Source organism: Mesorhizobium qingshengii (assembly GCF_900103325.1).
GTDB lineage: Bacteria > Pseudomonadota > Alphaproteobacteria > Rhizobiales > Rhizobiaceae > Mesorhizobium > Mesorhizobium qingshengii.
This window is the reverse complement of record NZ_FMXM01000025.1, coordinates 90,770-103,715: the sequence shown is the minus strand read 5'-3', so window position 1 is coordinate 103,715 and position 12,946 is coordinate 90,770. Positions and strand designations below refer to the sequence as shown.

The 12,946-nt window shown below is 63.2% G+C and carries 9 protein-coding genes; 2 read left to right on the top strand and 7 right to left on the bottom strand.

Annotated elements, in window-relative coordinates; translation table 11 throughout:
- Window positions 1-484 precede the first annotated feature (484 nt).
- Window positions 485-2,455 carry a M23 family metallopeptidase gene (locus tag BLS48_RS29385; RefSeq protein WP_167365283.1) on the top strand — a complete coding sequence of 657 codons (1,971 nt, stop codon included), beginning with the start codon at window positions 485-487 and terminating at the stop codon, window positions 2,453-2,455.
- Between the two features lie 11 nt (window positions 2,456-2,466).
- Here BLS48_RS29385 and BLS48_RS29380 read toward each other — a convergent pair whose 3' ends face one another.
- Window positions 2,467-4,026 carry an MFS transporter gene (locus BLS48_RS29380; protein WP_091585409.1) on the bottom strand — a complete coding sequence of 520 codons (1,560 nt, stop codon included), beginning with the start codon at window positions 4,024-4,026 and terminating at the stop codon, window positions 2,467-2,469.
- Between the two features lie 168 nt (window positions 4,027-4,194).
- On the opposite strand from BLS48_RS29380, the gene BLS48_RS29375 reads away from it, so the two are divergent.
- The gene (locus tag BLS48_RS29375; RefSeq protein WP_091585407.1) at window positions 4,195-4,827 is read left to right on the top strand and encodes a TMEM175 family protein; all 633 of its coding nucleotides are present in this window, start codon (window positions 4,195-4,197) and stop codon (window positions 4,825-4,827) included.
- Between the two features lie 24 nt (window positions 4,828-4,851).
- On the opposite strand, the gene BLS48_RS29370 is transcribed toward BLS48_RS29375, so the two are convergent.
- From BLS48_RS29370 to prfA, 6 genes are all read right to left on the bottom strand, one after another.
- A complete protein-coding gene (locus tag BLS48_RS29370) occupies window positions 4,852-6,348 on the bottom strand; it encodes a L,D-transpeptidase family protein (RefSeq protein ID WP_091585405.1) in 1,497 nt (498 codons plus the stop codon).
- A gap of 150 nt (window positions 6,349-6,498) precedes the next feature.
- Window positions 6,499-6,864, bottom strand: a complete 366-nt coding sequence (locus BLS48_RS29365; protein WP_091585403.1) for an MmcQ/YjbR family DNA-binding protein — start codon at window positions 6,862-6,864, stop codon at window positions 6,499-6,501.
- A gap of 60 nt (window positions 6,865-6,924) precedes the next feature.
- On the bottom strand, window positions 6,925-9,531 hold the full coding sequence (gene clpB, locus BLS48_RS29360) for an ATP-dependent chaperone ClpB (protein ID WP_091585400.1): 2,607 nt from the start codon (window positions 9,529-9,531) through the stop codon (window positions 6,925-6,927).
- Window positions 9,532-9,752: 221 nt separating this feature from the next.
- A complete protein-coding gene (locus tag BLS48_RS29355) occupies window positions 9,753-10,691 on the bottom strand; it encodes a DUF4167 domain-containing protein (protein WP_091585399.1) in 939 nt (312 codons plus the stop codon).
- A gap of 303 nt (window positions 10,692-10,994) precedes the next feature.
- Window positions 10,995-11,873 carry a peptide chain release factor N(5)-glutamine methyltransferase gene (gene prmC / locus BLS48_RS29350; protein WP_091585397.1) on the bottom strand — a complete coding sequence of 293 codons (879 nt, stop codon included), beginning with the start codon at window positions 11,871-11,873 and terminating at the stop codon, window positions 10,995-10,997.
- On the bottom strand, window positions 11,866-12,945 hold the full coding sequence (prfA, locus tag BLS48_RS29345; RefSeq protein ID WP_091585395.1) for a peptide chain release factor 1: 1,080 nt from the start codon (window positions 12,943-12,945) through the stop codon (window positions 11,866-11,868). The genes prmC and prfA overlap by 8 nt, the downstream gene beginning before the upstream one ends.
- Window position 12,946: the final 1 nt, after the last annotated feature.

Genomic DNA, 12,946 nt, shown 5'->3' with positions numbered 1-12,946 from the left:
GGGCAGGCTTAGAAGCAAACTTCTTCGTCGCCAGCGGCGAGCCGCCCTCGTTGGTGAGGCGTATATAGTCGCCACCAACAAGAACTGTCAACAGCTCATTCGAAGTTTTTGAACTTTTTGCGACAGAAATTTCGGGCTCACTTTGTTGGTAGCCGACTGCCCCAACGGAACGCGGACAACACGGGTGAGCGGCCACGAAGGAGCCCTATTGCCGCCGCATTGCCGTTCGACACCAAGGCCAACGAAAGAGGGCGCGGCGCCAACCGCGCAGTGCCCTTTTAAGAGCCTTATATGGAAGTGCGCGATAAGCTCTGCAGACAGGGTGCATCGCCTCTCTTTGTAGAGCGCTCTATAAGAGAAGTGCGCGAGGGGGAATCGACCGGGGCCTGGGGCTTCGTTGACTTCACCTGCCGTGACAGGCAAATGTCATGGCCACAACAAAAGCGACAAGCCGTTCCGCCCGGGGAAGAAGCAGCCTTTCTGGATGCCAGACACGGAAGATGTCATAGCCGAACTCGGCAACGAGCCGCCGCTTATCGCGGACGGCCGCAGTGGCCCGCCCGATCGGCGTGAGGTTTCCGCACGCTGGCTGTCGGGAACCTTTCTCACCGGCGTGACCTCGAGCGTGCTGATGGGAGTGGCGCTGTTCGCCGCCCTCGACGGGCGCCAGCAGCTGGCAACCCCGCCCGAAATTGCCGAATTGATCGGCCTGGCCAGCAATGGCGATTCCGGCGAGGTGGCCAAGACGACAAGGCTGGTGGCGCCGCGTCAGATCGCCAAGGCCAAGGACCGCCGCCGCATGGAAGTGTCGATGGTCACCAAGGTCGGCGACCGTGACGTCATCCACACCATGCCTTTCGTGCAGATCAAGATGGCGCTCGCCGCCGGCCACACCACCAACCGCGCCTACCCGCCTTTCGACCCCATGCAGGTATTCGGCGACGACAGCGACGACGGTGCGGCGCAGCCGGCCGCAGCCTCCGCCGCTTCCGGCCAGATCTACGGCGCCAAGGTCGAAAGCGAGATGAGCCTGAAGACCGTCGACTTTCCGATCGAGACGGCTTCCTTCGACGAAAAGAGCGACCTGTCCGCCGATGAGGTGGAAAAGGTGGTGCGTGAAGCCGGCACCGACCTCAGCGACGGCGCCGTCCAGGTCGCTTCGCTCCATTATGTCGATCCGCAGCGCTTTGGCGAAGCCTTTGCCGAGAGCATGGCCGGGTCCTACGACGTCAAGATCGTGCCGGAAAACGTCTCTGTGGCGCCGCGAGCCGCCGCCGACGACCAGGCGCCGGCTTTCGCCGAGGAAATCATACCCTTCACCAAGGATCTCGACATCACCGAGGCCTTTGCTGATTCGGGCTATACGGGAGACGACGCCACCGGCATGGCCGAGGCGATCACCAAGCTGCTCAACGCGACGGCGCTCAAGGCCGGAACCGTACTTCGTGTCGGTCTCGAGGTGCGTGGCGATGCCGCCAAGGTCGTCCGCACCAGCGTCTACGACAGGACCCAGCACATCGTCACCATCGCGCTCGACGATCGCGGTCAGTATGTGCCGGCGCAGGAGCCGGATCCGAATCCCGAATTGCTGACGGCGTTCGATGATTCGTCGGCACCGGTGGTGGTGCGCGGCAACCTGCCCAACATCTATGACGGCATCTACCGCACCGCCTATTCCTACGGCATGTCGAAGAAGATGACACAGCGGCTGATCAAGCTGCTGGCATCAGACGTCGACTTTCAGTCCCGCCTCAACCCCTCCGACCGCCTCGAAGTGCTGTTCTCGCAGCCCGATGGCGACGACCAGACCTCGGACAGTTCCGAACTTCTTTACGTCTCGGCGACATTCGGCGGCACGACGCGCAACTTTTATCGCTTCCAGATGCAGGATGGCAGCACCGACTATTTCGACGAGGACGGCTCGAGCGCCGAGCAGTTCCTGCTGCGCAACCCGCTGCCCAACGGCAGATTTACCTCCGGGTTTGGCGCCCGCAAGCATCCAATCCTCGGCTATGTCCGCATGCACACAGGCACCGATTGGGCCGCTCCCATCGGATCGCCGATCATCGCCGCCGGCAACGGCGTCGTTGAGAAGGCGGGTTGGGCCGGCGGCTATGGCAAGCAGATCATCCTGCGCCATGCCAACGGCTACGAGACATCCTACAATCACCAGAGCGCTTTTGCCAAAGGCATCGAACCCGGCGTTCATGTCCGCCAGGGCCAGGTCATTGGTTATCTCGGCCAGACCGGTCTCTCCACCGGTCCGCACCTCCACTACGAGCTGATCGTCAACGGCACCAAGGTCGATTCAATGCGCGTCCGGCTGCCGGTCGGCAAGGTGCTGAAAGGCGATGACCTCGTCGCCTTCAAGCGCGAGCGCGAGCGCATCGACGACCTGCTGAAGCAGGAAGACAGCGATTCGCTGAAAGTCGCGAGCGCCAAGATCGACGGCTGATTCGTTGAAGTTCAGCCTTGCGGATCTCTGGCACGCCGCGGCCATGGCAGCCGCTCGCCGGAAATGGTCGTCCACGCGATGACAGCCGAAAGCAGGCAAAGCAGCGCTGTCACCGAGGAGATCGCGGAAAACGCAGCATCGCTGGCGGCGAGCCTTGCCGCATCGAGTGCCGGCGCAAGTCCGGCCGGTGCCGGTTCGCCGAAGCCAGGGACGCCGGGCATCGCATTCCCATCCAGTGCATTCGCGTAGACCCAGGCTGCAAGCGACCCCATCGCCGCCACGGCGATCAGGCCGCCGATGCGCGAAACGGCATTGTTTATACCGGAGGCAGCACCCGTATCCTTGTCTTCCACTGCCGTCATGATCGCGGTCGACAGCGGCGACACCACCAGCGCCATGCCGAGCCCCATCAGCGCCATCAGCGGAAATATTCCCGCCCAGAAATTGTGGATGCCAGCATGAGTGAGCAATGCAAGTCCGGCGAAGGCGAGAGCCACGACCAGGCTGCCGCAGGCAATCGGAAAACGCGGCCCGATCCGATCCGACAGCAGGCCGACCGGTCCCGACAGGAGCGCGATCGATGCCGACAAGGGCAGGAAGATGAAGCCGACCTCAGCCGTGCTCAATCCCCAGCCGGCGATCAGCAGCATCGGCAGATAGAAAAGATTGGCCGACAGCGCGAAATAGAGGAAGAACGTTGCGACATTGGCGCCGGCGAAAGCGCCGACACGAAACAGCGACAGATCGATCATCGGCTCGCGCTGCCGAAGCTCGAAGAAGATGAAGACAGCCAGCAATACGGCGCCGGCGGCAATACTTGGGCCCGACATATGACCCTCGCCGCTGGCGCTCATCGAGGTCAGCCCGTAGGCGAGCGCGCCGAAGGCCAATGTCGCAAGCGCCGCACCGCCGAGATCCAGACTGCGTTTGGCCGTCGGCGCGTCGGCCGGGATCTTGGCCAGCAGAAGATAGATCGAGATGAGGCCGAGCGGCAAGTTGATGGCGAAGATCGCCCGCCAGATGCCGTCACCAAAAGCCGAGAGCACAAGGCCGCCGAGCACCGGGCCAAGCGCCGTGGTCAGCGCCGAAGCCGCCGCCCAGATGCCTATCGCGCGGCCGCGTTCTTTCTTCGGATAGGCCTTGGCGATGATGGCGAGGCTTCCCGGCACCATGATCGCGGCGCCAATACCCTGGATGGCGCGAAACGCGATCAGCACAGCCGCATTCGGCGCCAAGGCACAGGCAAGCGAGGCAACAATGAACAGCGCAATGCCTGCCACAAAGGCGCGGCGCAACCCGAATCGATCGCCGGCGGCGCCGCCGGCAAGGATCAGCGCCGAGAGCGTCAACGCATAGGCATTGGAAATCCATTGCGCCTCGGCAAGGCTGGCGCCGAGGTTGACGCGGATCGCCGGCATGGCGATGGCCAGGATCGAACCGTCGATGAAGCCAAGCGCCGAGGCCAGGATCGCCGCGATCAACACGAACCGCCGCTGCGATTGCGGACAGAACGTACCGTTCGTGACCGGGCCGGTCAGCGGGACCGCGGCGACTTCGCTTGGTGAATGCATGGGACCCTGCTTAGACCCCCAGCGCACCGGCAACAACCGGCCAGTGGCTTGCAGTCATTGAAACCAGTCTCACCTGAGACCAGCCGTCTTGCCAGGGTGGCACCTTCGGGGTGCAAACGGCGGCAGTCATGCTAAGTTTTCCGGCGAACTGCAGGTGGGGAGAATCCGATGAAGCGTCCACTCGAACCATCGGCGGAGGGACGCGGCCGCGTCGTCGGCATCACCGACGGGGTGTTCGCCATCGCGCTCACCCTGATCGTGCTCGAGATCCGGGTCCCGGCGCACGAGGCGATCCATTCGGAACGCGATCTGCTTGCCGCGATCGCGGCGCTGGCACCACGCTTCCTGACCTATGCCTTGAGCTTCCTGACGCTGACCATCTTCTGGTTCGGCCAGCAGGCGCAGCATGGGCTGATCGCCAAATCCGACAGACGGCTTGCCACGCTGAACCTCTGCTTTCTCGCCTTTATCGCCCTGCTGCCGTTCTCGACCGACCTTTTGGCCGACTTCCTCGAATTCAGGACGGCGGTGCTCGTCTATTGGCTCAATCTGCTGATGCTCGGCGTCACGCTGTTCGCCAGCTGGCGCTATGCGGAGCAAAGCGGCTTTCTGGCGGAAGGTGTCGATGCGGAGACGCGACGCACGGTCTACCTGCGTATCGTCAAGGCGCAGATCCTGTGGGCGATCGGCGCCGCGCTGTGCCTGATCACCCCGTTGCTCAGCGTCGGCTTCATTCTGGTTGTGCAACTGATCTACGCGGCCACGCCAAGCGCGAAGTGGGTGCGCAGGATCATCGGCTGAGGCGCAACGGAGGCCGTTGGCTCTTCAGTCGACAAACTCAACGGTGACACCGGGCGAGACGAGCTTGGCGAGTTCTCGCGCATCCCAGTTGGTCAGGCGCACGCAGCCATGGCTTTCGGTCTTGCCGATCTTCGACGGGTCCGGGGTGCCGTGGATGCCATAGGTCGGCTTGTCGAGTGCGATCCACACCGATCCGACCGGGCCGTTGGGACCCGGCGGAATGGTCAGGATCTTGTCGTTCTGGCCCTGCTTGAAATTGATGTTGGGGTTGTAGGTGTAGTTCGGATCGAGCGCGACGCGCGACACCGTGTGCGTACCGGACGGTGACGGCGTATCCGACGAGCCGATAGTCGCGGGATAGGCCGCGACCAGCTTGCCCCCCGCGTCATAGGCGAAAACCTCTTTCTTGCCCTTGTCGGCGACGATGCGGGCGACCGGCGTCGAGACCAGCCTGCCGAAATTGGCGACCTTGATGATCGTGCCAGGACGATTGAAGTTGGCGTCCGGGTTGAGCGCCTTCAGATAATTCTCGTCCATGTGGAAGCGCTCGGCGAGTGCTTCGGTCACCGAAGTGTAACCCATGCGGTCGAGCTGCGCCTTCTGGCTGTAGTCTTCCGGGATCGAGGCGACATAGGGGCCGGCCGCATCTTCCGGTGTGATGGTGTAGTTGGCGAAGGCATCGCCGCCGGATTGTGCAAGTGCCGTCTGGATTCCGACCGCATCGGTCGATCGCAGATTGCTGCCAGTGATTTCGTTGTAGGCGGCGAGCGCCTTGTCGACATTCGAACCGAATCGCCCATCGATGACGCCAGGCGAAGCGCCGCCCCGGTCGAGCAGCACCTGAAGTGCGGCGACATCCTGGCGCGCTCCGAGCGAAAGCGACGGCTCGACAGTGGTCTTGTCGCCGGCCTTTGGTGGCAGTGCCGCCTGATCGGCAGGCGTGGCCTGTTCGGCGGGCGCTGCCGGCTGGACAGGTTCTATCGATGCCTCGTTGAGCGGCTGGCGCTTGATGGTTCGCGGCTCTGCTGGCTGTGGTGCCTCGGGATAATTGTTGTCGTAGCTGCCGTCGTCCTGAGGCGCCGGCGGATAGGCTTCCACGGAATTGTCACTATTTGGATCGTATTCGTCGGCCGGCGGCGGAATGACCCGGCCTTCCTCTTCCAACTGCTTGCGGCGGAACCGCGCCATATCTTCCGGATTGTCGAGATAGTAGCGGTCGTCTTCGGCCGGGACGCGACCAAGCTCGCGCAGCCTTGTCTCACGGCGCAGCGCGCGACGGTCGAGCCGGGTCTGCGGCGGCTGGATGGCGATCACCTTGCCGGTATCGGCATCGACAATGACGCGGTTGCCCCTGGCGTCGTAATAGATGTCCAGATTGCCGTCCTGGGCGACAAGGATGCCGCCGGCGGCAGCAGCAGTGCGAACAGCCCGTGGCGAGGTATCGTCGGTCGGCGCGGCCATTGCACTTGAAGAAAGTATCCCGGCGGCGAGCGCCGAGAGGGTGAAGATCGTCCGCAACATGGTGGCCAAACTCTCCGGTCCGTAATTGCCGCCGCCCGGCAGTGTCCCTGTGAGGCGAACCCTTCGCCAACAAACCAGTTATCCAACATATGGTTCCAATATGAACCGGGCATGAAGATGGCGGTTTTCCGGCGCCTCGATGAATGTCAGCTAGCGTGCGGCAAGCCCCAGTTCCTTGCGCGCCTGCTTCGTCAGCTTGAGGACAACCAGGCGATGGCTCTCGCGCAGATAGTCCTTCAGCGCAGCATCATCCACGCTCTGGCTTGTCCGACGCTGGATCCATGTCATGCCGCGCGATGCAAGATAGGGCGCCGGCCGCAGTCCCGGCAGTTCCTTGAGGACATCATAGGCAATGTCGGAGCATTTGAAGGTGACGAAGAGCTGCTGTCCTTGATCCCAGCCGCCGATCGCAAAGACCTTGGCCCCGACCTTCCACACATGGGCGCCGCCCCATTGGACGACATGGGTCGTCGCAGGCAGCGAGGCGCAGAAGCTGTTGTAGTCGTCCAGCGTCATTCCTGCCCTCGCCATTCATATGAAAACGCCGCGCATCCAGATTGGATGCGCGGCGTTGTGTCAGGCTGCCGCCTCGGCCGCGACAATCGTCGGCTTCGAGCGGAAGTTCAGCCGGTCGGAACCGGCCGTCACCTTGACGGTCGAGCCGTCGAGGATGTCGCCAAGCAGGATCTTCTCCGCCAGCGGATCCTGCAGTTCCTTCTGCATCACCCGCTTCAATGGCCGCGCGCCATAAGCCGGGTCGTAACCCTTGGCCGCCAGCCAGTCGACCGCCTCCTGGTCGAGGCCGAGCGTGATCTTGCGGTCGACAAGCAGGTTTTCCAGCCGCTTGAGCTGGATCTCGACGATGCGGCCCATATCCTGCCGGCGCAGCCTGTGGAACAGGATCACCTCGTCGATGCGGTTGAGGAACTCCGGCCGGAACGAAGCCTTGACGACGTTCATCACCTCGTCGCGAACCTGGTCGACATCCTGGTCCTCGCCAAGATTGACCAGATATTCGGCGCCGAGATTCGACGTCATGATGATCAGCGTGTTGCGGAAATCGACAGTACGGCCCTGCCCGTCGGTCAGGCGACCGTCATCGAGCACTTGCAGCAGCACGTTGAACACGTCCGGATGCGCCTTCTCGATCTCGTCGAACAGCACGACCTGATAGGGCCGGCGCCGCACGGCTTCGGTCAGCGCGCCGCCTTCCTCGTAACCGACATAGCCGGGAGGCGCGCCGATCAGCCGCGAGACCGAGTGCTTCTCCATGAACTCCGACATGTCGATGCGCACCATGGCGCTCTCGTCGTCGAACAGGAAGCTGGCCAAGGCCTTGGTCAGCTCGGTCTTGCCGACACCCGTCGGTCCGAGGAACATGAACGAGCCGATCGGCCGGTTCGGATCCTGCAGGCCGGCACGCGCCCGGCGCACGGCCTTCGAGACGGCTTGCACCGCCTCGCCCTGGCCGACGACGCGCTTGCCGATCTCGTCTTCCATGCGCAATAGCTTGTCGCGCTCGCCCTGCAACATCTTGTCGACCGGAATACCGGTCCAGCGCGAGACGATATGGGCGACGTGGTCGGGGGTGACCACCTCTTCGACCATGCCGGCCTTGCCGTCCTGGGCTTCGGCGTCCTTGAGCTTCTTTTCCAGCTCCGGGATCTTGCCATAGGCAAGCTCGCCGGCGCGCTGGAATTCACCCTTGCGCTGGGCAATGGCGAGGTCGTTGCGCGCCTCGTCGAGCTGCTTCTTGAGGTCAGCCGCCAGCCCGAGCTTCTGCTTCTCCGCCTGCCACTTCGCGGTGATCTCGGTCGATTCCTCCTCGAGGCCGACGAGTTCCTTTTCCAGGCGGGCGAGCCGGTCCTTCGACGCGTCATCCGTCTCGACCTTGAGCGCCTCGCGCTCGATCTTGAGCTGCATGATACGGCGATCGATTTCGTCCAGCGCCTCGGGCTTGGAATCGACCTGCATGCGCAGCCGCGAGGCGGCTTCGTCGACAAGGTCGATCGCCTTGTCCGGCAGGAAGCGGTCGGCAATGTAGCGGTTGGACAGCGTCGCCGCCGCCACCAGCGCCGAATCGGAGATACGCACCTTGTGGTGCTGCTCATATTTCTCCTTTAGGCCGCGCAGGATCGAGACGGTGTCTTCCACCGACGGCTCGTCGACGAACACGGGCTGGAAACGGCGGGCAAGAGCCGGATCCTTCTCGACATGCTTGCGATACTCATCCAGCGTGGTCGCGCCGACGCAATGCAATTCACCGCGCGCCAGCGCCGGCTTCAAGAGGTTCGACGCATCCATGGCGCCATCCGCCTTGCCGGCACCGACCAGCGTGTGCATCTCGTCGATGAACAGGATGATCCCGCCAGCGGCAGAGGTGACTTCCGAAAGCACGGCCTTCAGCCGCTCCTCGAACTCACCGCGATATTTGGCGCCCGCGATCAATGAGCCCATGTCGAGCGCCATCAACTGCTTGTCCTTCAGCGATTCCGGCACGTCGCCGTTGACGATGCGCAGCGCCAGACCTTCGGCGATCGCCGTCTTGCCAACGCCCGGCTCGCCGATCAGCACCGGATTGTTCTTGGTGCGGCGCGACAGCACCTGGATGGTGCGGCGGATCTCGTCGTCACGGCCAATGACCGGATCGAGCTTGCCGGCACGGGCATCGGCGGTCAGGTCGCGCGCGTATTTCTTCAGCGCGTCATAGCCCTGCTCGGCGCTCGCCGAATCGGCGGTGCGGCCCTTGCGGAGGTCATTGATGACCTGGTTCAACGCCTGCGCGGTGACGCCGGCCTTGGCCAGGATCTCGGCGGTCTTGGCCGATTTCTCCATGGCAAGCGCCTGCAGCAGCCGCTCGACCGTGACAAAGCTGTCGCCAGCCTTCTTGGCCAGTTCCTCGGCCGTCGAAAACACCTTGGCCAGCGGCTGTGCCAGATACAGCTGGCCATTGCCGCCTTCGACCTTGGGCATCGCCTCGAGTGCCGCCTCGACGCCGAGTTTGACGTCGCGGACGCTGCCGCCGCCGCGCTCGATCAGCGACGCGGCCAAGCCCTCGTCATCATCGACGAGAACTTTCAGCATGTGTTCGGGAGTGAATTGCTGGTGGTTGCGCGAGAGCGCCATGGTCTGCGCGGACTGGATGAAGCCGCGCACGCGCTCGGAATATTTCTCAAGGTTCATATCTGTCTCCTTCCATCACCGGCCCGCTTTGCGGCACCGGATCAGATTGCGGTGACGGACCCGCCCATTCGAGCCGGATCCTGTTCAGCCGAGATATGGTGCATAGGCCATGCTGTCTCAAGACGCTTTGATATCGGTCAACGCATAATATTCCGCCGCGGCACAAAATAAAAACGGCGGAGATTTCTCCCCGCCGTTCGATGTCTTGAAGAGCCGTTCGATCAGTTGTCGATGTCGACGATCACCGGTTCAGCGTTACCGCTGTCGACCGGGGCCACAGCCACCTCGCCGGCGTCGGCATTGTCTCTACCACCGTCAACCTGGTCGGCATTGATGCGCGGACGGCGCGGACGCCTCGGGCGACGGGCAGCACCGCTTTCGGCGGCGGCCGCCTCATTGAGTTCGGCCCGGGCGGCAAGATCTGCCGGCGACAGGTGCTCGAAAAGTGGAGCCGGTTCGGCCGCAATGGATTCGGCCGCAATGGATTGAGTTGGCGAGCCGGTCTCTGCCTGGATCGGCGTCTCGTTGCGCTGCTGCTGACCGCCTTGCTCGGCGGACGAACCATAGTCGCGCTGGCCAACCTGGCCATAACCCCCATTGGGGCGACGATCGCGATGGCGCCCACCATTGTTGTCGCGGCCGCTATTGTTGCGTCCGCCATTGTTGTCACGCGTGTCGCGACCGTTTTCCCGGTTCAGCGCGACCTCGGCCGGCATACCTTCGATGACCGGCTGCGGACCGGCGCCATGGCTGACTGCGGGCACCTGTGTCTCGGAACTGGCGTTCCCGCTATTGCCGGCATTATCGAACTCGTCACGATCGTCATCGCCGTCATCGTCGAAGTCATCGCGATTCTGCTGGACGTTCTGGATCGGCATTTGCGCCTGCGCGGCCGCGATGATGCGATTGTAGTGTTCGGCGTGCTGGAGATAATTTTCCGCCATGACCCGGTCGCCAGAGCTGTGCGCGTCACGGGCAAGGGTGGCATATTTTTCGGCGATCTGCTGAGCCGATCCGCGAATCTTCACGTCCGGGCCGTTGCTCTCGTAGTTGCGCGTCAGGGGATTTGGCCCCTTGCGGTTGTTGTTATTGTTGTTGCCACCGCCGCCGCCACTATTGTTGCGACCGCGCATGCGCCTGTTCTGCTGTTGTGGCCTCATTCGACTCTCTTCATTTTGAAATTTTCGAAAAACTCTTTACGAACGGAGGCGCTCATGCAGCCAGCCGTTTCGTTTCTTCACCGGCGTTCGCCCGCATCGATTGCGTTGGCGCCACGTGCCATCCTGTTCCGGTTACATCACTTGCCGGACGATTCCCGCACGAAGCTTGGGCGTCGTTTGCGCAAGAAGGCAGCTATTTCCAAGGAAACCGAATCGCTAAGAGCACTGCCTGCTTCGTCTCATCCGGTTGAGGCGACCCTAGCCGCATTCCCCTGTATTGCCAAGCGCTTTTTTCGCACTGCGTCAAGGCTTTCCCTGTTGAAAGACAAGAACCCTGTCGTTTCCGCCGAGATCGCCAAACACCCCATCGGTCGCATAGCCGGCTGCGTGGAATATCTCGCTGACCTCGTTGCGCTGCGTGTGGCCGATCTCGACCGCGATTCTGCCTTTGGCTTCCAGAAACCTTGCCGCCTCGGCGGCGATGATTCTGTACGGGGCCAACCCATCCACGCCACCATCAAGGGCCAGGCGCGGGTCGAAATCGCGGACTTCGTCCTGCAGATTTCCAATCTCTTGTGACAGTATATAGGGAGGGTTTGCGGCAATTACATGGTACCGGCCGGAAACTTTTTCGAACCAGTCGGACTGGAGCGCCGTGAACCGGCCGCCAAGCCCGAGTTGCCTGGCGTTACGGGTCGCCGTCGCCAGCGCGCCAGCGGCAATGTCAACGCCTGTGGCGATCGCGGCAGGCGCGACACTGAGCAGCGCCAACGCAATGGCGCCGGTGCCGGTGCCGAGATCAAGGATGCGGCATTCGCCCTCCCGCGCCGCAATCGCCTCGACGAAGGGCAGCACCGCATCGACCAGCGTTTCGGTATCTGGCCGCGGTTCCAGCGTTTCCGGCGACAGCGACAGGCGCAAACCGTAGAATTCACGATAGCCCAGGATGCGGTGCACCGGCTCGCCGCCGGCGCGCCGTCGCAAGGCGGCATCGATTGCCGCGAGAGCGGTCCCCTCGACCTTGCGTTCCGGATCGGCCACCGCCTGCGTGCGGCTCGTGCCGGAAAAATGTTCAACGATCAGCCGCGCATCGAGCGCCGGATCATCGACAGCGGCCGCGGCAAGCCGAGCCCGCGCTTCCCGAAGCAGCGGCCCCAGCGTCTCGGGCAGTTGGTCAGCCATCGATGCCGATGTCGGCAAGCAGCTTCGACTGGTGATCGGCGATCAGCGCGTCGATGATCTCGTCGAGTTCACCCATCATCACCCGGTCGAGCTTATAAAGCGTCAGGTTGATACGGTGGTCGGTGACCCGCCCTTGCGGGAAATTATAGGTGCGGATGCGCTCCGAGCGATCGCCCGAGCCGACCTGCGATTTGCGCGACTCCGAGCGCTCCTCGTCAACCTTGCTACGCTCCAGGTCATAGAGTCGTGCCCGCAGGATCTGCATGGCTTTCGCGCGGTTCTGGTGCTGCGACTTTTCCGCCTGCACCACCATGATGCCGGTCGGCAAATGGGTGATGCGGACGGCCGAATCGGTGGTGTTGACGTGCTGGCCGCCGGAGCCAGAGGCACGCATCGTGTCGATGCGGATGTCTTCAGCCTTTATGTCGATGTCGACTTCTTCCGCTTCCGGCAGCACGGCCACGGTCGCCGCCGACGTGTGGATGCGGCCGCTCGCCTCGGTCGCCGGCACCCGCTGCACGCGATGCACGCCGGATTCGAACTTCAGGTGGGCAAAGACGCCCCTGCCGGACACCGTGGCGATGATTTCCTTGAAGCCGCCGGCATCGCCATCGCTGGCCGACACCGTCTCGAACCGCCAGCCGCGCGCGGCTGCGTAGCGCTCATACATGCGAAACAGGTCGCCGGCGAAGAGTGCCGCCTCGTCGCCGCCGGTGCCGGCGCGGATTTCGAGAATGGCATTCTTGTCGTCGGCGGCATCCTTGGGCAGCAGCAGGATCTGGATGTCTTTCTGCAGCGCCTCGATGCGTTCCACGACCTCCGCCAGGTCGGCCTCCGCCAGGGCTCGCATCTCGGCATCGGTACCCTTGTCGGCAAGCATCGCTTCGAGGTCGGCCTGCTCATGCTCGGCCGCGCGCAGCGCCCTGACCTTTGCCACCATGTCCTGGATTTCGGCATATTCCGACGCCATCCGCACATAGGCATCCGGCGCCGGCCCGGCCGACATCTGCGCTTCGAGCATCTCGAAACGCTTGACGACTTGATCCATACGATCGCGGGGCAGGTTGACCATG